At 46.5% G+C, this 22,308-nt stretch carries 19 protein-coding genes and 1 riboswitch; of the genes, 7 read left to right on the top strand and 12 right to left on the bottom strand.

The window, feature by feature from the left end; all coding sequences use genetic code 11:
- Positions 1–29 precede the first annotated feature (29 nt).
- Positions 30–1,568: an FAD-dependent oxidoreductase gene (locus tag AB4Z17_RS16660; RefSeq protein ID WP_441960928.1), complete on the bottom strand. Its 1,539-nt coding sequence runs from the start codon at positions 1,566–1,568 to the stop codon at positions 30–32.
- A gap of 150 nt (positions 1,569–1,718) precedes the next feature.
- On the opposite strand from AB4Z17_RS16660, the gene AB4Z17_RS16655 reads away from it, so the two are divergent.
- From AB4Z17_RS16655 to AB4Z17_RS16645, 3 genes are all read left to right on the top strand, one after another.
- Complete coding sequence (locus tag AB4Z17_RS16655) at positions 1,719–2,570, top strand: MBL fold metallo-hydrolase (protein ID WP_441912303.1); 852 nt, start codon at positions 1,719–1,721, stop codon at positions 2,568–2,570.
- A gap of 314 nt (positions 2,571–2,884) precedes the next feature.
- Positions 2,885–3,940 carry a DUF418 domain-containing protein gene (locus AB4Z17_RS16650; RefSeq protein ID WP_441960927.1) on the top strand — a complete coding sequence of 352 codons (1,056 nt, stop codon included), beginning with the start codon at positions 2,885–2,887 and terminating at the stop codon, positions 3,938–3,940.
- A gap of 261 nt (positions 3,941–4,201) precedes the next feature.
- Complete coding sequence (locus tag AB4Z17_RS16645; protein ID WP_179089800.1) at positions 4,202–4,363, top strand: hypothetical protein; 162 nt, start codon at positions 4,202–4,204, stop codon at positions 4,361–4,363.
- Between the two features lie 114 nt (positions 4,364–4,477).
- Here the strand turns inward: AB4Z17_RS16645 and AB4Z17_RS16640 are convergent, their stop codons facing one another.
- From AB4Z17_RS16640 to AB4Z17_RS16595, 10 genes are all read right to left on the bottom strand, one after another.
- A complete protein-coding gene (locus AB4Z17_RS16640; protein WP_441912301.1) occupies positions 4,478–5,269 on the bottom strand; it encodes a glucosaminidase domain-containing protein in 792 nt (263 codons plus the stop codon).
- Positions 5,270–5,476: 207 nt separating this feature from the next.
- A complete protein-coding gene (locus tag AB4Z17_RS16635; RefSeq protein WP_441960925.1) occupies positions 5,477–6,343 on the bottom strand; it encodes a TatD family hydrolase in 867 nt (288 codons plus the stop codon).
- Entirely contained in the window at positions 6,344–7,141 is a 798-nt protein-coding gene (locus AB4Z17_RS16630; RefSeq protein ID WP_441912298.1) for an ABC transporter ATP-binding protein, read from the bottom strand.
- Positions 7,142–7,143: 2 nt separating this feature from the next.
- Positions 7,144–7,917 carry an ABC transporter permease gene (locus tag AB4Z17_RS16625; protein WP_441912297.1) on the bottom strand — a complete coding sequence of 258 codons (774 nt, stop codon included), beginning with the start codon at positions 7,915–7,917 and terminating at the stop codon, positions 7,144–7,146.
- The gene (locus tag AB4Z17_RS16620) at positions 7,907–8,209 is read right to left on the bottom strand and encodes a thiamine-binding protein (protein ID WP_076268307.1); all 303 of its coding nucleotides are present in this window, start codon (positions 8,207–8,209) and stop codon (positions 7,907–7,909) included. Before AB4Z17_RS16620 ends, AB4Z17_RS16625 begins: the two co-directional genes overlap by 11 nt.
- Positions 8,210–8,275: 66 nt before the next feature.
- Positions 8,276–9,316 (bottom strand): ABC transporter substrate-binding protein, encoded by a 1,041-nt coding sequence (locus tag AB4Z17_RS16615; protein ID WP_441912296.1) that lies wholly within the window; start codon positions 9,314–9,316, stop codon positions 8,276–8,278.
- Positions 9,317–9,501: 185 nt separating this feature from the next.
- Positions 9,502–9,614: riboswitch (TPP riboswitch) on the bottom strand.
- A gap of 138 nt (positions 9,615–9,752) precedes the next feature.
- Positions 9,753–11,225 carry a glycosyltransferase gene (locus AB4Z17_RS16610; protein WP_441912295.1) on the bottom strand — a complete coding sequence of 491 codons (1,473 nt, stop codon included), beginning with the start codon at positions 11,223–11,225 and terminating at the stop codon, positions 9,753–9,755.
- A 91-nt stretch (positions 11,226–11,316) separates the two neighbouring features.
- Complete coding sequence (locus AB4Z17_RS16605) at positions 11,317–12,399, bottom strand: GerAB/ArcD/ProY family transporter (protein ID WP_441912294.1); 1,083 nt, start codon at positions 12,397–12,399, stop codon at positions 11,317–11,319.
- Between the two features lie 21 nt (positions 12,400–12,420).
- Positions 12,421–13,629, bottom strand: a complete 1,209-nt coding sequence (locus AB4Z17_RS16600; RefSeq protein ID WP_441912293.1) for a Ger(x)C family spore germination protein — start codon at positions 13,627–13,629, stop codon at positions 12,421–12,423.
- Positions 13,630–13,647: 18 nt separating this feature from the next.
- Positions 13,648–15,195, bottom strand: a complete 1,548-nt coding sequence (locus AB4Z17_RS16595; RefSeq protein ID WP_441960924.1) for a spore germination protein — start codon at positions 15,193–15,195, stop codon at positions 13,648–13,650.
- Between the two features lie 239 nt (positions 15,196–15,434).
- Between AB4Z17_RS16595 and AB4Z17_RS16590 the strand changes: the two genes are divergently transcribed.
- The 4 genes from AB4Z17_RS16590 to AB4Z17_RS16575 all read left to right on the top strand — a co-directional run bounded on the left by AB4Z17_RS16590 (position 15,435) and on the right by AB4Z17_RS16575 (position 17,611).
- Entirely contained in the window at positions 15,435–15,644 is a 210-nt protein-coding gene (locus tag AB4Z17_RS16590; RefSeq protein WP_076268302.1) for a hypothetical protein, read from the top strand.
- A gap of 14 nt (positions 15,645–15,658) precedes the next feature.
- Complete coding sequence (locus AB4Z17_RS16585; protein ID WP_441960923.1) at positions 15,659–15,835, top strand: hypothetical protein; 177 nt, start codon at positions 15,659–15,661, stop codon at positions 15,833–15,835.
- 205 nt (positions 15,836–16,040) lie between these two features.
- Positions 16,041–17,285 (top strand): DNA polymerase IV, encoded by a 1,245-nt coding sequence (locus AB4Z17_RS16580; RefSeq protein ID WP_441912291.1) that lies wholly within the window; start codon positions 16,041–16,043, stop codon positions 17,283–17,285.
- A complete protein-coding gene (locus AB4Z17_RS16575) occupies positions 17,282–17,611 on the top strand; it encodes a YolD-like family protein (protein ID WP_441912290.1) in 330 nt (109 codons plus the stop codon). The genes AB4Z17_RS16580 and AB4Z17_RS16575 overlap by 4 nt, the downstream gene beginning before the upstream one ends.
- A 581-nt stretch (positions 17,612–18,192) precedes the next feature.
- On the opposite strand, the gene AB4Z17_RS16570 is transcribed toward AB4Z17_RS16575, so the two are convergent.
- On the bottom strand, positions 18,193–22,308 hold a 4,116-nt coding region (locus tag AB4Z17_RS16570; RefSeq protein ID WP_441960922.1), incomplete at its 5' end, for an S-layer homology domain-containing protein.

Raw genomic sequence — 22,308 nt, 5'->3', positions numbered from 1 at the left:
TGAATAGTTTGACGTATCTGGGTTCATTTTTAATGCCGAAGATGCAAGGTTTTTAAAGGCTCTTCTGCAGGCCCCTCCATCACATCGCCATTAATCGCAAATCTAGAGCCATGACAAGGACAATCCCATGTGCGATCCCCATTATTCCATTCCACTTCACAGCCCATATGTGTGCAGGTTGTGTCTACGAGAAATAATTTTCCATCTTCTGATTTGTAAGCTCCTGCTCTTTTTCCATGCAAAAGCACGACACTGCCTTCATCCAGTGCCAAATCCTCCGGACGCTTATGTGCCATTTCGAGTTTGCCCGCGATAAGATGCTTCGCCACATCTGCGTTATCTACAATAAGATTCGCGATCGTTCCGAACGACATCGAGCGTGAAGGCGCATAAAGCTCCTCATATGCATTATCCTTCTTCAAAATTAAATCTCTAATAAGCAAAGCGGCGGCTGTTCCATTCGTCATGCCCCATTTACGATAGCCTGTCGCAACAAAAACATTAGTGGAAGATTCCGTTATTCGTCCAATATATGGAATTTTGTCGCCAGTAACAAGATCCTGGGCCGACCAACGATACGCAATTTCCTTTACCCGAAAATGCTGCTCCGCGTATCTTTTCAGCTCCTCATAATAATTAATTGTACAGATCCCTTGGCCTGTTTTATGGCTTTGACCGCCAATGAGAAGCAGCCTTGTGTTTTTCGACGTTTCTACATAGCGAATGGAGCGCTTCGGGTCCTCAGCGCTTATGTACATGCCGCCTTTAATGTCATCCTCAACATGAATGCCGAGTACATAAGAACGATCTGCATGCATTCTTGAGAAATAAAATCCATGCCCATCAAAGAATGGAAAATGAGTACAAGAAACGACATGCTTGCATTTGATACGGTGCCCTTTGCTTGTAATCACTTCCGGCAATGGACCTGTTTCTACATCAATAGCTGTCGTTTTCTCATAAATAAATCCACCTGCTTCCACGAACTTCCGCACAAGCTCATACAAATATTGCAATGGATGAAACTGCGCTTGATTCTGCATGATGACAGCCGCTTTGACTGGTATCTGCAAAGGAATTTGATCGGTGAAAGAGCCAGGAATGCCGAGCGACGAATAAGCAGACATCTCGTTCTCAAGCTTAGTTATGTATGCCTCTGRATCGGTATAAACATACGCATCCTGTACGGAATACCCGCATTCCATTTTATGCAGCTTGATCGTTTCCTTAATGAATTGAAGGGCGTCATTGTTCGCTTTGTAATATAATGCTGCCTTTTCCGCTCCAGCTTTCTGCATAAGTTCATCATAAATAAGATCATGCTGCGCTGTTATCTTCGCAGTTGTATGCGCCGTTGTTCCATTAAGAAGCTGACCCGCTTCTATGAGGGCAACTTTAAACCCTTCCTGAGCTAATAAATAAGCAGCTGTTACACCCGAAATCCCGCCGCCAACGACAGCAATATCGACTTCTATATTTTCTTCAAGTATGGCGTATGAAGATTGCCGACTCGACGTTTCTGACCAATAAGACTCCGGAAATTTGGGTAAATCATACGTTTTCTCCATGACCATCACCTCCTAGAAATAATGCACCTTAATTTGTACCAATTGCTATTATTTCATTCCAAAAATAAAGATCTGCTTAAGCCAAAAGCATAACCAATAGTCATTTGGACAGTTTATACAAGAGAATGATGAAAAAGGAGGCGTTTTACGTTGGAGAGCTCATTCGAGCATTCTTTTGTGCCGATAACGACTTCTGCTAGTGGAAATGGACTTGCTTATCGGCCTGATGTTTATTGTTACTCAATCCAATTCGTCAATATTTGTTTTGTTGGTGATCCAAAGAAACCAGAAGCTGGATGGGTCCTTATTGATGCAGGCATGCCAGGATCCGCCCATAAAATCATTAAAGAAGCAGAGGAACGCTTTGATTCCGCTCCTCAAGCGATTCTGCTTACTCATGGCCATTTCGATCATGTCGGTGCCATTATTGAATTGATTGAACACTGGAATGTGCCCGTGTACGCGCACAAGCTGGAGCTGCCCTATTTGACCGGAGAATCCGATTATCCGCCCGCGGACTCCTCTGTACATGGCGGTCTCTTGTCTGAGCTTTCTACCTTCTTCCCCCATAAAGGAATTCACCTCGACGACAAAGTTCATCCCTTTCCAACAGACGGCAGCCTGCCGGGAATGCCCGGCTGGAAGTATATTCATACGCCGGGGCATACACCAGGACATACTTCATTTTTCCGTCCTGAGGATGGCACTTTGATTGCTGGTGACGCATTTGCAACAGTTAAGCAGGAATCGCTATATAAGGTCATCACACAGGAGCAGGAAATTAGCGGTCCCCCTAAATACTTTACGACGAATTGGAAAGCCGCCGAGCAATCCGTTAGAAATCTCAAAGATCTGAATCCGAATTTGGCGATTACCGGTCACGGGGAACCGATGTTTGGCGCAACCTTGTCTGATAATCTCAAGCTCCTTACGAAAAAATTTAAAGAAATTGCGGTTCCGGAGCATGGACGTTTTGTTCCAGACAATAACCAGATACATTAGTCAGTTTACTTAAAAATAGGACGGAGCAGCTGCTTAATCTGCTCCGTCCTATTTCTGTTTCTACCTACAGTGCATCTTACAATCTTGTCACCTTTAATGTCACTCTAATCGATGGCTGCCTATCGTTTTTTTCTTTATGATAGGAAATAGATTATTAAACATCAGAGGAGGCAACCACTTATGAATCAATGGTTAAAAACGATAAGAACTGTCGCTGCTGTCATAATAGTTGTGATTTTCACAGGGAAAGATTCCTTTTAAAATAACATCCAAACCATTTTATATTCAAAGTAAAGATTAGGAGTGTATGCTGCTTGAACCCCATTTCTGGAAACAAACGAATTGAAACGCTTGATTATTTGCGAGGTTTTGCTTTAATTGGCATTCTGCTTGTCAATATTTTGCCCCTTCTTAACGTAGCGCCAGCTGAAGCGGGGACTGCTAATTGGTATATGTCTCGTTTTCTAGATTTAATGGTAGAATCGCGTTTCTATGTCATATTCACCTTTTTATTCGGCGTAGGCTTTTATTTATTTCTATCTAGAGCGATCGAGAAAGGCAATAACGGCTACCTTTTATTTATTCGACGGCTTATTTTTTTGCTAGCCGTAGGATTTGTTCATCAGAAATTTCATCCTGGAGAGGCCTTGTTTCTTTACGCAATTGCCGGCTTTATCCTTCTTCCTTTCTACAAGCTTAAACCAAAAATCAATTTGATTATCGCTTTATCGCTTATACTTCCTGCCGCCTTTCTAGGAGGCAAACTATTGCTTATTCTACCTTTGTTTCTGCTTGGGCTTGCAGCTGGACAATATAAGGTGTTTCAACGTCTTGCAGAGTCAAATTCTGCGATCCGCAAGCTGCATTGGATCTCTTTTGCAATGGCCGCTATTGGTGTCTTTATCCAGTACCGTATATTACCCGAGCAAAATTTTATGGTCATTGAAGAAGGCAGCTCTTCATCTGAAATGATAGCCATGCAAATTTACCAAGGAGCAGCCGCTTTTATAGGCCTGCTTGTCGCTTTATTTTATGTAACTACTCTCGTTCGGGCTGTTCAGCATCCCTTTATTCGTACGCTGCTCAAACCCTTACATGCCTATGGCCAAATGGCTTTAACCAACTATTTAGAGCAAACGATTATCGTGCTTTTGGCGGCAGCATTTTTTAATTTAAATGGCATGCTTAGCCCTATTCAAACGACACTGCTTTGCATCGGCATTTATATTATCCAAATGTTATTCAGTATGATCTGGCTCTCTTTTTTCAAAATGGGACCGATGGAGTGGATTTGGAGAATGGCAACCTATTGGACGTTTCCTGCCATTCGTAATGAGCGCTATTGTAAACAAACCGACAAACATTTTTAAGGCTGCGTTAAGGTTCATTTTTTATACTTAGAGACATCAACCCCACTGTTGATATATAGATCTAGGACACCGGCCCGCAGCGATGCGGGTCATTTTTTTGTTTGTTTTGGGCCGTTTGATTTCATACAGCAGCCTCTTTGTCCCTTCAATTTTTGGAACCATATCACCCATAAAAACGTTATTACCGAATATACTCTCAAGAAGTAACTGCTTGCGAAGGAGGTTTTGCCCCGGCAAAACCTAAGCTTTAGGAGGCGATTAATGATGGAAACGTTCGGCAGAGGCTGTCTTTACATTATTCTCGGTGTCTTGATCGTGATGGTGCTCGCTGTTATTGTTGGCGGTACAATTACCATTCCGTGGTACATTTTTATCCCCCTTGTCGTACTCGCTTTTTGGGCTGCATCCAAGAAAGGCAAATAAACTGCTCATTCCATAGCATGATTTCCAAACTGCTCCACAACAAGAGAAGCCAACGGATGATCCGCTGGCTTTTCGCTTATTTTGTAGAGGATGGCAGAAGCTTAAATCGCTTAACTAACTGCCTGCTTTCACCTGCGACAGCAATATGACTCGCGCAGCTGGCTCCCAACTAGCGGTTAACCCAAGCTCTGCGGACAGATCCCGTATTTGGACATAACCTGTTGCTTCGGACAAAATCGAGTCGAGCTCTTTGCCGTTTACGGTAACCTTTTTCCCTGTCCAATCAATCTTCGCTCCAAGCGCTTCACCAAGCAGCCTTGCCGGTACCCAAGTTGTACCCTTGAGCAAGTAGCCATCTGAAATAACCTCTCCCTTGTACAAAACGACAACAAGCTCTGCATCCTTCAGCTTCTCTGGCTTAGGCAGCGGCGTGCTGCCTAAAACATCATATTTTTTCAACCCATACTGCGAAATAATGGCTTTTAATTTGGCTGGATAAGCCGGATCTGTCGCATAGCCGCATGCGTACAGCATGTCAGCTTGCTGTTCTGGCGTCACTGCCTTGCGAACACGCTCATAACGCGAAGTAGCAAGCAGCAAATCCAGATCCTTATAAAAATGATAGACGCTCTCATAGGCTCGGAAAGCAGCGCGAGTACTCTCGCTTCGGCCATCGACGACCTCCCATGTTCCTTTAACGACCGCTTCTCCGTGCCAATATGCATTCGTCTGTCCACTGCCCACCTTGATTCCGCCTAAGTTGTACCACGGGTGAATAACACCGCCGGTTTCGAGTACATTTTGCGCTAAACGTACAGATGGAAACATCGTTGATCCTTCTCGCTTTATTCTTATAACCGTCGGAGCTAATTGTTCAATAAATTGTTGTTTCGTCAGCTGTGCCATCGTCTGTCTCCTTTCTGYTGTCCACTTTGGCTTGCCATCTATTACCCTGTCCTTATCTTTGTATGCTGTGAAAGAGCAAGTGGCAATGGACAAAGTGGTATGAAAGGTCGTCTCTACCACTATGTTTTTTTGTATTTTAAATATAAAAGGGCCGCATCCTCAGATTATTCATTCTGATGGAGCGGCCTTTTCTGTATGAATTGAATACTATAGGAGCCCATAAAAGCGGCGCGTATTGACTAGCATTATTTCCGCAACCTGCTCAGCTGGCAGCTGCTTTATTTTCGCAATATGCTTTGCTGCATCTGCAGCCATTGCAGGCCGCGTCGTCTGACCCGCATAGATCCCCTCGAACGGCCATGGCCCATCCGTCTCCACCATCAGCAGCTCAATGGGATAATCCCTTACAAGCTGCTGTATTTCTACCTCGTAAGCGACGTCTGGCGTTATCGACACCATATAGCCATTTGCCGCCATTCGGCGAATAACCTCAGCATCGCCCTTGAACCAATGAAAATGCGCTCTGCGAACACCATGCCGCTCCAATATGTCGCAAGCTTTGCCGGCGTCCTCATATACTGCATGCAATACAATCGGACGATCAAGTTCGGCTGCCAGCGCAGCAAAACGATCCAGCAGCTGCAGGTATGGATTCTCATCAAAAACGATATTTTCCCCAGCTTGCTGCGCTTCTGTCCGCGTATAATACGGCAGCCCTACTTCGCCAATTGCAAACCGTTCCCCTGCTTCATGACGCAAACGAATCCAATCGAATAGCTCATCAAGCTCCATATCGGCAGGTATGGGCTGCTCTGGGTGGAAACCATAAGCAGGGTGCACACGTCCTGCGTAACGCAGGGCAATGTCACGGTTCACAATAGACGATTCCAAATGCATAGATACGGCAATCACAGCTGCTACACCTTCTGCGAACGCACGCTCTAGAAGCTCATCACGCTGCTCTGCTTCATACAAATCAATATGAATATGCGCGTCTATGCATGTGCCTTCCTGCTGAGGAAATTCCGAGTACAATTGCCCTTCGTGCGGATCATTGCTTGTTTGTATCGCCATCTATACGTTTCCTTCCTTCGCACCCGTCTTAAGCAGATCATAAATGCGCTGCTTCATCGCATAAAACCGTGGGTCTGTCCATAAAGACTCGTGGCGCGGACGCTCGAATGGCACTTGAAACTCCTCCAGCACCACTGCCGGCGATGGTGACAGCACAATAATCCGATCCGATAGAAACAAAGCCTCTTCAATACTATGGGTAACGAGCAGCACCGATCTTCTGTTCAGCTCCCAGATCGACATAAGCCACTGCTGCATTTGCTGCCGCGTCAAGGCGTCCAGTGCACCAAACGGTTCATCCAGCAGCATGAGATTCTGCGGAGCAAGCAGTGCCCGGAGGAAAGAAACCCGCTGCTGCATTCCTCCAGAGAGCACATGCGGATAAGAATCCGCATATTCCTGCAGCCCGATTCGCTCGAGCCATTCCTTTGTCCTCGCCTTCGCGAGTTTTTTATCAACGCCAGAGATCGTAAGCGACAACTCTATATTGCCGGCAACGGTTTGCCATGGAAGCAACGACGATTGCTGCGGCATATAGGAAATATGTCCGCGTTCGCCCGTCGTTTGCTTGCCATCGATCCATATTTCGCCTTCCGTAGGACGTTCCAAACCGCCGATAATTTGAAACAAGGTTGTTTTACCGCTGCCGGACGGCCCTACAATCGATACGAACTCCCCATCTGCTATTGAAATGGATAATCCGCCAAGCACTTCTTTGCTCATCTGTCCTTTGCCAAACTTCATCCGAATATTTTGCGTTTGAAGCGTCACTGAATGATGCCCAGTACGATTGGCCACTGTCAGCTCACCTCTTTCTCAGGGCGCCAACGTATGACAAGACGCTCCGCTAGCGTTACTAAACCAAATAAAGTCAAGCTCAGCGCAACGATGATAGCAACTGCCGCAAATACACGATCTGGCATAAAACCTTTGGACGAAATAAGCATAAATGAGCCAAGACCCTTGTTTGTACCAAGCCATTCGGCAACAACTGCGCTTAACACACTATATGAGGCCGCAATCTTCAAGCCCGAAAACAAATGAACAATCGCATGAGGAAGCTCTAGTTTCCAAAACAGCTGCCATTTGCGAATACCGATCATTTGCAAATAGTTGCGAAGCTGTGCATCGGTATTCATAAGCCCGCTCAGCATGGCAACCGTGATGGGAAAAAAACATACCATGATGACCAGCAGCGCCTTTGGCAGCATGCCATAGCCTAGCAGCATCGTCAAAATTGGAGCAATCGCTATGATGGGTACGTTTTGCGACAGCACGAGCAGTGGATACACCGCCGATCGAACGCCGGGAATTAAATGCAGCAAAGCGGCGAGCAATAAGCCCACCGCCGATCCTCCTAAAAATCCGATAAGTGTCAGCTGCACTGTCGCTCCCGTATGCATCATTAACCTTGGCCAAATAGCGATAGCACCCTTCACGATTGATATCGGAGAAGGAATGAGCCATTGTTGAAATAATCCAAGCGATGCAGCCGCCTGCCAACAGGCAATCAGCACGATCAGAAGCGCTGCCGGTTTCCATACTTTCGACCAAATCAATTTCTTATTGCCCATCTGGGTATTTCTCCAGCAGCCTGCCCATGGAAGCGCCGTTTGCCGGATTGTAGTAAATTTTAATTTGTGAAATAACGGACGGGCAGCCCATCTCCGCCATGGCCTCACTCATCGACTGAACCACGCTGAGCAGATGGCTCAGCTCACCCTCCATCGTCGTTTCAAGCGGTGCTACACGGTAAGGAACACCTGCCGCTTTAATAATATCAATGGCACGATCTACGTAGGGAATAACGCTCTCGCCGCCTGGTGTTGTCGGTAAAATTTGAATGCTTACTAATGCATTAGCCATCGGATTTCCTTCTCTCTTTGTTGTATGTGAGAGCGGGCTTTCCCGCTCTCCGTATGTTCGAATTGCTTATTGTGGTAAAAATTCGTTCGTAAATGCCTTCTCCGCTTCAAGTTCCTTCTCCAGCAGCTTGTGCTCAAACATCCATGCCGCATAGTTTTCCCATACGCTTAGCTTCTGTTCGCCCCAGCGCGGCGCGTCATCTTGATATTTGGAGCTTAACCATTTTTGGCTGGCGCGCACAAGCTCTGCGTTCAAATCCGGCTCTGCTTTTATTAAAATTTCTGCTGCATCCTCCGCATTGCTGATCGCGTATTGATAGCCTTTGGATACGGCAGCAGTAAACGCTTTGACGGTTTCCGGCTTATCCTTAATCAAACCTTCGTTCGTCACGATTACCGGCGTATAATAATCCAGTTTGTCGCTGTAATCTGTTAAATAAACCATATTGATCTTCTCGCCGCGCAGCTCTGCTTCCACGCCAGTCCATGCGTAGTAAATCCATGCAAAATCAATATCCCGTTTCACTGCCGTAAAGAAGTCGCCGTCGCCGATGCTTATCATATTTACTTTGCTCACATCTGCGCCCTTCTCCTGCATAAGCGATTGAATGACCGCCTCCTCAACAGGAGCGCCCCAGCCACCATACGTTTTCCCTTCAAATTTCTCAGGTGAATCGATTCCCTTTGCAAGCGGAGAAGCAAAACCTGAGGTGTTGTGCTGAATGACAGCAGCGATCGATACGAGCGGCACACCGGCAATTCTCGCCATCGTGACTGACTCCTGATAGCTTACGCCAAACTGTACATTGCCAGAAGCGACCATTTGATCGGCACCGCTTTGTCCTGGTTGAATAATTTCAACATCCAGGCCTTGCTCCTTAAAAAAACCTTTATCTCTAGCTACATAAAGTCCGGTATGATTCGTATTTGGTGTCCAGTCGAGTACAACCTGTACCTTCTCTAGCGGCTTGTCCGCTGTTCCCTCTTGCTCTTTCGGCTGTTCGCCCTTGTTCCCAGCGCCACCGCCGCAGCCTGCCAGCGCCAATACGAACACTAGCATCGCGGCCACGATTTTCCACGACAAATGCCCTGTTTTTTTCTGATTCATGATGTTGTTCCCCTCTCCATGCTTCGATTCTTATAGGCGACGACTCCTCGTAGTATCCGGTTCCATGGCTGCATCATTCTAATCGCAACAAAAAAAAAGCGTCCCCCTAATCCGGAGGACGCCATATCATTGGCTGTGCAGCTGTTTATACAGCAAATGCTTGATCAATTTGATCTCGCCTGCTTGCTAAACAGAGCTTCTGTCCCTACGCTGGCATTATCCAGATCAGGTTTAACGGGTCGGAATTGTATAGAAAATCCCCTCTCAGCCGGCCTAACCAGCTCCCCGGAACATATTCGGTTTCGTCAATACCATTCATTGTATAGCAAAACCCGCATTTAATGCTAGTTTTTTTTGAAAATGATTATCATCAAGCCACGATACTCATCCTCTTACTATATAAGGCAGCCAGAACGTGCAGCTCCTGCACCAGCTGTCATTGCCCTAGATCAACATGCTCATCCAGCCATTCAAGCTTTGCTTCTTCATCAGCCGTCGAACTTTCTAAGTCTGCTGTAGCTTGGGTCTCTGCTGCAGGAGCAAGGCGTCCATATACGAGCAAGTATGCAGCTGCCAGCTCTTTTGACATCTCTTCAGACGTTAGCTGCTCTAGCAGATGGATGTATTCAAGCTGCTCCTGCGGTTTATTATCCGCACGTGTAATCTTCACATAGGTAAAACCGGCCTGCAAATAAAGCTGGCCAACTTGTTCTGCTGAGTACTGTGATGCTGCTTGATGCTGTGCTTGTGCATTAGCAGGATCTAAATATTGCCGAATATTGTCGAAATAATAGCGATTGGCAAAGCACCCGACTAGCCAGCCGCCAGGCTTTAATAGACGAACTAGATTTTTCATGGCTTGCGGTGTCCCGTAAGCATGAGCATCTCCGATTACGATGCCGTCAAGACCTTCAGCAGGCAGCCTCCAATCCTTCGGATCAATCGAGCGGAATACGGTAATTCCCGAAGCTTCTGCTACTCTAGCCGCCAGCTCATTACGCTCAACTCCGTACCATATTGCGGATGGGAATTGCTTTTTCATATGCAAAATCGTAGCTCCGCACCCGCAGCCTATTTCCATAATCGAGCAATTCTCGCGTCTGTACTCATGCGATTCCCGCTCAATTACGGTGCTGAAATCCATTCTAATATACGTTGCAGCACCAGGGTCAAAGCCCCATTTGGACATAAAAACAATAGCATTTTTTCTGAAGTTTTGTACATATTGTTCTGGCTCTGAGCTAAAAGAGACGCTTCCGTAATGATGAATAAACGTATCGCCGCACAGCATCAGCTTATATCCCGCCAGCCGGAGCCGGAGGCTATAGTCATCATCTTCAAAGTTGCCAATTCCGAAAATCTCGTCGAGCGATCCCGTTTTCTCCCATGCCTCTCTCCGCAGCAGAAGGCAGTAGCCAACCAGCTTCACGCGCTCCTCCCATTTTGTTCTGTCAGGGTTGGCATGCAGTGCAGAAGCAAACAGCTCCATTTCATCTATCGTCGTATAGTCGACCGGGATCGTCGTCCAGTAGGAAGCCGAATTCGTAACGGGGCTGACCGCCCCGATTCGTTCATCACTAAATAAGCAGCGCTTGAGACCGTCAAGCCAGCTTGGCGTTACAATTGTATCGTTATTTAGCAGCAGCAGAAGATCGCCCGAGGCCGCGGCCAATCCTTGGTTGCAGCCCTTAGGAAAACCAGCATTGCAGCCATTGTCGATTACGATGATATCGCTCTCGCTTTTAGCCCATTTTACCGTGTCATCCGTCGAACCATTATCTACAATAATCAGCTCATAGCTGCCTCTTTGCGTATGTCTCCGAATACTTTCCACACATTGCTTCGTGTATTCAAGCTTATTGTAGGTAACGAGAATAATGCTTGTCATGCAGCTATTGGCATCGCTCACGCGTATCCTCCTCAAGCAAGTATAAACGGCTCACTTACTCATAAAATATGTCAGCCTATCCGCTTGGGTGAGCACTGCGCGCAACTTTCAATCATGCAGCCTTTTTGTATTTCTTGCGTATTCCGACGAAAAGCATAAGCAGCGGCAGCACAATTTGGAACAACGGCGCAATCTTCAGCGTAACATCGAGTCCAATCCAAATATGGGAAGTATTATTGGCTTCGATAAACGACGCCCCATAAATAATGAGACCAATGGGCAGCACACAATATCGGTAGGCAATACCAGTGATCATATTGAACATGAATACCGATGCCATGTATAGCGCAGTCATTTTAACATATAGACCGATGAACAGAAGCAAGGTTACAAGCACATCAAGCCTCTCCAATATATTAGCAAGCCTAATTAACTGCACAACCTCAAGCAGCGGCAGTGCTGTAAGCGAGGACAGCTCTGGCCCTAATACGCATAGCGTAATGATATTCATTAGAATTAGAAATAAGGATACGCCAATATAGGCTTTGTAAGTGACTGGCCCAATCCCTTTCTTCTCGCTCACGTGCTTCCAAAAAACGAAAAAAATAACCATTTGTCCAAATGGAAAGGATAATAAATCTGGAAAGGCTGCCTTCACGACAGGCCCAATTCCGTGTTCAAAAACGGGAAGCAAATGTGCTATTTTGGGCAACCTGGCAACAAACAGGAGCAAAATAATAAAAGCATAGCTGAGCGCTGCAACCGGAAATAGAAGCTGTACGACACGGACAAATACTTCCACTCCCTTGCTGACGGTATAAGCGGCGGCGCTGATAATCAGCAGCATAACAATCCATTTCGGCGTAAAGGTGAGCAGCGCCGTCATCGTAAGCTCTCCGACGTCCCGTACGTTGCGCATCGATTCATAAGCAAACCATAACGCGTGAAGTATGCCTACAAAGCCGCCGATCCATTTTCCGAAGTGTATAACATAAAGCTCAGCAAGCTCCGAATTCGGGGAACGCTTCTGCACCTGGACGTACATAACGATAAGCAGCAGACCAGCAATTGCAGCAAGCGTCATCGCCAGCCAAGCATCCTGCTTCGCCTGTATGCCGAGCTCGAACAAAGGGGTGCTGCCTATTAAAAAAACGATGATCAAAATCGAAAGCTGGTTTTTGCCAATCTGCTGCATATAGTCTCCTTTCTGCTTATGTTATTGGTGGTCCTTTTCCTGCGCCTTCTTAAATCCACTCCCGCTAAGGCCAGTTGAATTCAAATTCACCTTAACTTTCATCTTTACTTCGATGTTCGAAAACTGCTCCGACCAACTGCCCGACGTTTTTAACCATTGCTTTGGATATTTATTGTGAATGATCGTTCCGAAGCCGATTACATCGGCTTTATGCTTACTGACAGCGCTCCAGCCTTTTTGCATAATTGCTGCAATCTCGTCCTCAATCCGTTTTTGTATCTTCTCTATTTCTTTCGGATTCATGAGATCGCCCTCGCAATTGTACTCCATCAGCGTTCCAGTCGCCTTTACGCTCACATCCATCAGCCAATTGCCACTTGAAGATTTAGGAGTCTGCGTTGTATCCGAATGCGTAATGCGAATAGATGAGTTTTTCGGTTGCTTCTTATCCGCTGAGCATGCGAATGAAATCGTCGTTTTCTTTACTTGATTTGCAAGCCACATCACGCCTTGGCTTTCTTCGTTGTTGATCCAGCCTACCAGCTTGTCGCCTTCAATAAGGCCCAGCTCAAACAATCTCACCTTTGACGGTGTACTGGTGTATGCAAGCTGCCCTGCATTGTCCACACTTTCTTTCGTACCGGACACAATTAATCCGGGTATGCCAGTGGCCTTTGTCGTTCCCAGCAAATCCAGCAGTACTTTATGAATGGTCATTTGACGAAAGGCAGAGCTGTTCATCTCTTCATTATTGATCATGCGCTGTATGGCTGCGCCTGGAATTTTCTCAAGCGGAATCAATTGTTCGAGCATCCGGCGCGCGCTTCCCTTTGACAAGAAAACGCTCACCGTCTCGCGGGAATCATGATTGCGCAAATAGGTATCTAGGAGTGGTCCCAGTCCTTTGCGCGCAGCAGCCTGACCGATAATGACAATTTGATTATGTGCGAAATAGAGGCGCCGCGACGTCTCCTGGCTTGCTTTGCTGACCGCGCTTCTGAAGCTTTCCCCTTGCGTGGAAAAAACATGGACCGCCGCTGTGCTGTTGCTCGCGCTTTGACTGGAAATGGCTTCCGGTATGACCACTTGATACGACAACACCCATTTCCCATCCTTCCAATCAACGCCGGTAGCAGAAACAATCGCAATATCATTCAGCTCTATGCGATTCCAGCAGCCCGTTGCCAGCAAACAAATGAGCATCGGCAGCAGCAGCCTCCATTTTTTCATGGCAGGTTCCCCCTTTCATTACGCCTTATCGGAATGACRCTGTGCCGGCGGTTTTTTTCCGTTCGGCCGCCGCCTTGGATTACGCAGATTCAAATCTAGAGGTCGAAGCACGACCGCCCACCATGGCAGCCTGACGAACACATCTCGCCATGGTCCTTGCTTGGTAGGACCTGGTGCCAGCGGAGACATAAACGGCACTCCGAACGAGCGCAGCGATACCAAATGGATCAGCATAAACAATACAGAAATGAAAATGCCGAAAAACCCAAAAATACCGGCCATAATCATAAAGATAAAGCGAATAATACGAGATGTGGCCGCCATGTTGAATTCCGGCATTACAAAATTGGAAATCGCCGTAAAGGATACGATGATCACCATACCCGCTGACACGATGCCCGCCTGAACAGCCGACTGGCCGAGTACGAGAGCGCCCACGATAGATATGGCGGGCCCAATCGCCCGCGGCATTCGTAATCCTGCTTCTCGCAGCACCTCGAAAGTGACCTCCATCAACAACGCCTCAACCAGTCCAGGGAACGGAATYCCCTCTCGCTGCGCCGCTAGACTAATAAGAAGCGTTGTCGGAAGCATCTCCTGATGAAAGGTTGTAACTGCGATATACAAGGCAGGCAGCAGAATCGACACGATATATGAACCGTAACGGATGAGACGAACGAAGGATGCAATGTCATATCGTTGATAATAATCCTCTGGCGATTGAAAAAACGAAAAAAATGTAGTCGGGGCCATTAAGACCATAGGCGAGCCGTCTATCATTACCGCTACTCTTCCCTCCAGCAGCGCTGCTGCCACGGAGTCCGGTCTCTCTGTATTTGAAAGCGTTGGGAACAGCGTGAACGTATCATCTTGAATAAATTCTTCCACGTATCCGCTCTCCAGCACACCGTCAATGTCAATGGCCGCCAGTCTGCGGTAAACCTCCTTAACGATCCCTTCATCTGCTATTCCATGCAAATACATAACGGCTACGTTCGTATGCGTTTGCTGACCGATCTTGTGCACTTGCACATGAAGGTCAGAGGAACGTATTATCCGCCTGACCAAGCTGATGTTCGTTTGAATGTTTTCTACAAAAGCATGCTGCGGACCACGAATCACGGTCTGTGTCTGAGGAATCGTAACACTGCGCTGTTCGCCGCCGTTCACATCCGCCGTCAGCGCTTCCGCGCTGCCATCCGCCATAATGACACATAATCCGTCCGTCATATTTTGGAGTGCATACTCTAGTGTGTCCACACTCTGTACCGAGCCGATTGATACGACGCAGCTGCGAAGCGCTTCCAGCAGCTTGCTTCCCTTCACATGAGCATGCTGCGGCAGCCTCATTGACATTAACGGCTCCATGACACTCTCATTAATGATTTGTGAGTTCACGATTCCATCTACATAAATAATGGCAATCTCACGTTCTGGAGCCGCATCGCTGCGAAACATTCGGATTATGATATCCGTGCTGTTGCCGAAGCAATCGCGAATGGTTTTGACATTCGCATGCAGCGACGGACTAAACGGCGTTAGCCTACCTGTGTTTTGTTTGTTCATAACGGCACCCTTCGTTTCCATGTTGCTTCTATTTTGGCGCATTATGGATGTAAATATGTACTGTCCTATTTGTGATTGGTTTTCGTGCTGCTCCGCGTATAGCATTCGTACGCCTAATTGGACTGCGAAGCTGTTCCCAACCAAACCTTGTCAATAATAACCACAAATAACCTCTAGTATAAGAACGTGCGTTCTGTATATAATAAGAACAAACGTTCTTGTTATGGAGGAGATGCATCATGACAATGGAAAAATGGTTCAGCCTAGTCGGTTGTGTCGTAGATGTGATTTATATGAGCAAAAAAGGCAAGTTTACGAAACGAAGAATTCGTGTCCTATCTGTGAGAGACGGTTATGTCAGAGCCTTTTGTATAGACTCCGGCGCACAGCGCGTCTTTCTTGCGGCAAATGTATTAGCAGCAGAGCTGGTGAGCCGAAATGTCTCTTAACAAAGTCATTATGCTTGCGGATTGCCAATCGTTTATGCATCAGTGGAGAAGGCGGAGCATTCCGAATATCGCTGGCTGAAACTGATGTGCGCCCGCGTGACTATGAGAAGCTGGAGGAGATCAAAGTTGTACTGCTTGGTATCTATATTAAAATGTATGTGCATAAATACAGAAAACCCTTTCATCCCTAGTTAAATCAGTATTTTCTTGAAATATGTATAGTGAGCATAAATAAAAGTGAGCACAATTCCTCTAATTTATGCTCACTTTTTCGAGATGTATTATTGAAATAGCTAACAAGTAGGCTCTACCATTCGCATCACGAACATACATTCGGTATACAATAAAACGAAAATACTTTCTCATTTTGGAGGTGGTACCTTGGAGCCTGTAATAATGTTGGCAGATTGTCTCTCTTTCTATGCCTCTGTAGAGAAGTCAGAGCGCCCAGAATACAAGGATAAGCCACTGGCAGTGGCTGGTGACCCAGAACGCAGATCAGGCATCATACTCGCTGCATGTCCAATCGCCAAGGCACATGGGGTTACGACAGCCGAGCGTCTAGGGGATGCTCTAGCCAAATGCCCAGACCTAATCATCATCAAGCCCCGTATGCAACTTTATATCGACGTTTCGCTAATGATTACACGCATTTACGAATCTTACACCGATTTAGTGGAACCCTACTCCATTGATGAGCAATTTTTGGATGTGACAGGCTCGCTCCATCTATACGGTTCGCCTGAAGAACTGGCCGCTCTGATTCAGAAACAAATACAAGCTGAGACAGGCATCTACACACGATTTGGTATCGGACCTACAAAGATTTTGGCTAAGACAGCTTGCGACAATTACGCGAAGAAAAATGATGCTGGCATGTATACACTAACACCTGATAAACTGGCCGACACCTTATGGCAGTTGCCGGTAGCAAAGATGTTTATGGTCGGTAGTCGTATGACACGACATTTTAACGCAATGGGCTTTGAAACAATCGGACAGATTGCAGCTACACCTCTTGAAAAATTGAAGGTGCTCATGCGGCGCAAGTTTGGCCGCAACTCAGACATCAACGCTGAATTGTACTGGCGTATTGCGAACGGTATAGATGATAGTCCTGTACGGCCAGGCACGCATAGTGTAGCACCCAAATCCGTCGGGCATATGATGACGTTGCCGCGCGATTACTACAAGCTAGAGGAGATCCGTACGGTGCTGCTCGAGTTGACGGAACTTGTCTGCCAACGTTGCCGTAGCAAAGGCTACATGGGGCATGTCGTATCTGTAGGCTGCATGGGCGCAGATTACGACAGACCGAGCGGCTTTAACCGCCAGATGAAGATGGTCGATCCGAGTAACGTCACAAACCAGGTCTACCGCGCAGCCTTGCAACTACTGCAGCGTCATTGGGACGGTCTGCCTGTGCGCAAGGTCGGGGTTAGCCTGTCGGGCTTCACCGCTGACGATGAATACCAGTTGTCRCTGTTCGACCAGAATCGAGAGAAATGGATGGCTTTGGAGCGCGCCACAGACGCAATTAAGGAAAAATACGGAGACTCGATCATCCTTAGGGCGGTATCAGCGACACCGGCCGGTCAGGCAATGGATCGTTCCAAAAAGATAGGAGGCCACTACAAGTGAGGAAGAAGCTTGAAGGCAACGGCTTGTGGGAATCCAGCCGCATGATGTTGCCAGAACACAAACTGGCCATCAATGGCTTGTCGGATGCTGCGAAACGCCGCGATCGAATCCAACTCGACGATCAAGAGTGGGAACATGTGTCCCGAGCTGTTTCGGAATCACTGCTTGGAAGGAAGAAAGTATCCATCCGACTGTATCACCCCCTGGAGTTGCTCAACGTCATTGGTATTGTGGAGCGTATCGACGAGCTAAAACGACGATTCATGGTTGACGGCGAATGGTTCCAGATCGTAGACATCGAAGGAGCCATATTAGAGGATGATTGAGATTCACAAGCACCTCCTCAGAATCAGTCTGAGGAAGAATGACAACAACAACAAGCAAGTTTCCACTAATATTCGTTAACGTGTTTTTGCTTTCAATGAAAACGGACATTGTATGCACTGGTATTATGTGACACTAATGGAGAAAATTCATTCCATACTAAAGAGCATACTCCATGATTGAATCACTGAGCATGCTCTTTATTTACAAAGTCGTATCAACAGTTTTCTCAATACCAAAAGTATCTTCGGGGACCGGCTCCCATGTTTTCATATCTTTGCTGATGGCATGGCAGGCGAACTGTTTTCCTTAGGGAAAGATGCAATAAAACATATGATAGACATCGTCTACTTTCAGAATATGTCCGGTCCCGCCTTCAATCTTTCAAGCCCCGTCTTCCCTGTAATTCACGAAATCCTTTGTTCTAAGTAAATGCCAGCCATGTTCAAGTCCCTCGCGGTGATTATCTCTCCAACCATGCAGATAGAATAGCTAAACTCCCCATCTTCTTAATAAGGAATAACATCCCCTACCCACGCATTATGCGGCCGATAGAAAAATTCTCTCATGCTGTTTTCTCCTTTCAGTAATTTCCGATACTATCAATCAATCGCGAAAGGATTTGCGCACTTTCTGCGCGGTTCACTTTATCGTGTGGCATAAATAATTCGTTACCGCGGCCGCTGATTAAGCCAAGCTCCTTCACAGCTGAGACCGCATCCTTTGCCCAGCTGCTAACTTGGCTGACATCTTTGAAACTGTTCATTCCATTTGTTGTAGCGTTCCATCCTGTATGGAATTCATAAGCTTTGAGAATCATAACCGCCATCTCCTCCCGGCTTAAGGCATCCTCCGGCGCAAATGTATCAACACTTCTTCCGGATACTATTCCGGCTTCTGATGTTGCAGCAATCGACGAAGCGTACCACTTAGTTGGAACAACATCCTTGAACGAGGCTGGCTTCGAGGATTCCAGCCGGAGAGCCCGGCCGATTAACGATGCGAATTCAGCTCTGGTCACGAATTGTTTCGGTGCAAATAACGTTTCACTTACACCAAAAACAATTTGTTTGGCGGCCATCTTTTTTATTACATCATAGGCCCAATACGACGCCTGAATATCATCAAACGATTTGTCATAGTTGAAGACGCCATACATACTGAAATGGCTTACTTCCGCAATCAGCTTACCGTTTACACTCGCACCGCCGACATATTCCATGCTACCGTCTTCAGTGATAAAATAAATGCCTCTCTGTGTCTGATGAGAAGTCTCATTTACACTCAGCCTAATTGTGACCGGCTTGGAGAATTTTTTAAGCTGCAGAACTGTTCCATCGGCTTTTATAATAGATAATTTGAAATTATAGACATCTCCTAAAGCAGATATTTCTGCTTTATTCTTGTTTTTGGTACGATCAAGAAGTTCTTTGAACTGATCAGCAGATAATGAGTCCATTTCAAATGAGATTTGCGCATGTTCAAGTTCGTCTTTTGTAACCAGCCCCTGCAAATCTTTTAATACTTCTACGGGAACTTCAATTTCGGTCCCGCTATTTTTAATCTTCAAAGCGTTCTTGCCGTCATTTCCCGCTGTTTTAACCGGGAACAGCAGCTGCCGTTCTCCTTTAGCCATTTCAAATGACAAACTGCTCTGATTATTCGGTTTGCTTGCAGTCACCACAGAGTTGTTTGGCGGGCTGGTAGGACCTTCGTTGATTGGATCGATCACCTTAACCGGTACATTGAAGTCATCAACATTAATGTGACCAAAGCCGCCGGTTGATTGGTCAACCACCTTCAGGTAAAGCTCATCGCCGATATATTGCGACGCATCCCAAATCTTACGCTGATACTCCTCATAATTCGTGGCAGTCTCTTTAAACAGCTCTTTGCCGTCCGATGCCCGCACCAGCGCTACATATAGCTTATCGATATCACGCCCACCGCTAACCAGGAAGTTAATCTTGCCGTTACCGCCGAGGACGAAATTCTGTGATTTCAACGTTCCCGTCAAGCTGTCACCGCCCGCCCCCTCGTTAAAGCCCCACAAATGATAGCCGCCAGGAATTTTATGTGACGGATTGAAGTAGATCGTCTCCCAGAAAAGCTGGGTATCAGTCACATGAGCCTCCTGGAAAGCGTCTCCTTCTGTAATCCAGCCTGTTAAATCACCTGTAGCAAAGTCATGGTTAGACAAATCCGTAATATCGGTGTACACCGAGTTGTCCCAGTTATCAGGTACATAGACCGGAGCAGCCGGTTCACCCGTCAATGCATTCATCTCCCATACTTCCATCGACTTGACCGTAATTTCATTGTCTCCCCAGACCTGCAAGCCCAATGAGTCATATCTGCCTACGTAAACGCGGGTTGTCAGTTTTTTCTTGTTATTGGCAAATGCTTCGACAACCGATCGGTCGAGAAAAATATGCAGTTTCAGGTTCTCTCCGTCCAGATCCACATATCCGCCTTGAATGCCATCCACACGAACATCCGGATCAATACTGCTCTTAGTCCGGTCCACATTGAAGGTACCATTCGTCTTGTCATAATAAATCAGCGTTTCTTCCTGCCCGTTATCAGAGCGCCGCACCTTAAGACCAAATTTCTCGGCTTCGCCCGGGTCAATTTCCATCATAATCTCCAGCATGTCGCCTTTGATATTGTGGATCAATTGATTGGCAGTCTGTAAATTTTTCTCTGAAAAACTTACCAATTTTTCTCCTCGCAGACTCTGCAATTCTTGAATCGGTTCAATGCGCAATTCATCATGCTCATCCAGGCTTAATGAAACCGGAAGTGCTAGATTATGAGCCCAACCGGCCTGATATTCAGCTTGAGGCGTTCTTACATTCTGCACCATGGAATAGATGACCGTTCTTCCGTCAGGGGTGACCATACCACTCTCTGCGGTTAAATAGCCATCACCCACATCTAATTTAGATGGTTCCTCCTGATCAGGTATAAATTTAAAATTGTCCCGGTCCCAGGTTCCAATCCAGTAAAAAACCTCAACATCTCTTTGCACATCGTTCGCCGGTGGAACTTGCTCCGGCTTTTCATGTGGATTAATCATGAAGATATACTTTTGATTGCCCGTGCTATCTTCACCTATCGGTAGTAATACTGGCAGTTCCCATACCGTACCAAGCTCCGGGTACAGGCTTCTGTCACTGACGAATAATGGTCCCTTATACTCCCAGTTGTACATATCATCGGAAACGTATACCAATGCTGTGCCGCTATTGAAGTCTTGAAGACCCGATGTTACTAGTTGATACCACTTGTCTGTTTCATTGTCATACCATACAAACGGGTCCCTGAACTCATTATGAATACCGTTTCCATTTTGCTCTGTAACCGGTTCAGGATATTTATTCCATTTCTCTAAATTAGGGTCCGACAGGTCTACTGGAGTCGCAAGCCCTGTTCTTTGGTTCGGCGACATAGAGTCATTGCCAGCAGTGTAAAACAAAACAGGATTGCCGTCGCGGTCATACGCTGCGCTGCCTGACCATGCACCATCTGGATCAAGGGTACCTGCTTCAGGCGCAAGTGCAGGTCTTGCATTTTCCCAATGCACCATATCGTCGCTAACCCAATGTCCCCAGTGGATTTGATGCCAGTAAGGGCCTTGAGGGTTATGCTGATAAAATAAATGGTATTTGCCGTTAAAATAAATCGGGGCATGCGCTTCATTCATCCAGTTTTGAGGAGGCATCGCATGGTACTGCGGACGGTGCTGATCACCGTCGAACACAGCAGGATCCTCATCAATGTCGTCATTTGGTATTTCTGGAATCACACCGCTGTGAAGAGCCTTTACATTCTCATATTCAGCAAGGATTTCCTGGCCAGTCAGAGCTTTATTTTGCAGCTTCACTTCATCGATGAGTCCTGAGAACATATTGAAAGAGAACAAGCCTGCCAACTCTACCGGTTTATTATTTTTTCCGATAATCAAGTTTTCGCTAGATGGTGTAATGGGAATGTTGACTGGTGTTGACTGGGAAGCTACTTCCTGGCCGTTTAGGTATAACTTAATCATCCCATCCTTTTTATCGAACGTTGCAGCGACATAATTCCACTTGTATTTTTCGAGTGAATGATCGTTGACCCATACCTGAATCCACTGACCGCCGATCCCGACCTGCATCGACCATGCGCCATGCCTGTACATGCCAAGTGCGAACCCTTCTGCCTTATCCTGATCGGACTGGCTCACGATTCCAGAAAGCTTGTTTCCATCCCCCCATTCATAGCTGCGCGGTGCGACCCAAGCTTCAAGCGTTAACGCGTCACTGACTGGAACAGAATTCTTTGCATTGACCTTGATTTCATTTGAGTACCCATCGAACAGCAAGGCACCGCCTTTTACTCCGCGCGGAGTCCATCTCGGATCCTTCGAGGCCATGTATCTAGCGTTATTAAATACATAATTCACATCATGTTCAAGATTGCTTAATTCCTCAAGCGCCTTTTTTCCGGCACCTTCATTAAGACTCATGTAGAAAATGGTGCCCGTACCCTGAGCTTGAAAAGCGTCAACAGCTATACTCGCTCGATTGGATTGATCGATAACCTTGATATAGAGCCTCTTATTGTAGTGCTCTTGCATTTTCCATGAAATTTTCTCATTCGCACTGACATCCCCAGTTTGCACAAGCAACGTGTTAGTGCTTGCATCGTATAGTGC

The sequence above is a fragment of the Paenibacillus sp. TAF43_2 genome (genome assembly GCF_052113545.1).
In the GTDB taxonomy this organism is placed as follows: Bacteria; Bacillota; Bacilli; order Paenibacillales; family Paenibacillaceae; genus Pristimantibacillus.
The sequence above is the reverse complement of the archived record's forward strand: the minus strand, read 5'-3'. Positions and strand labels throughout refer to the sequence as shown.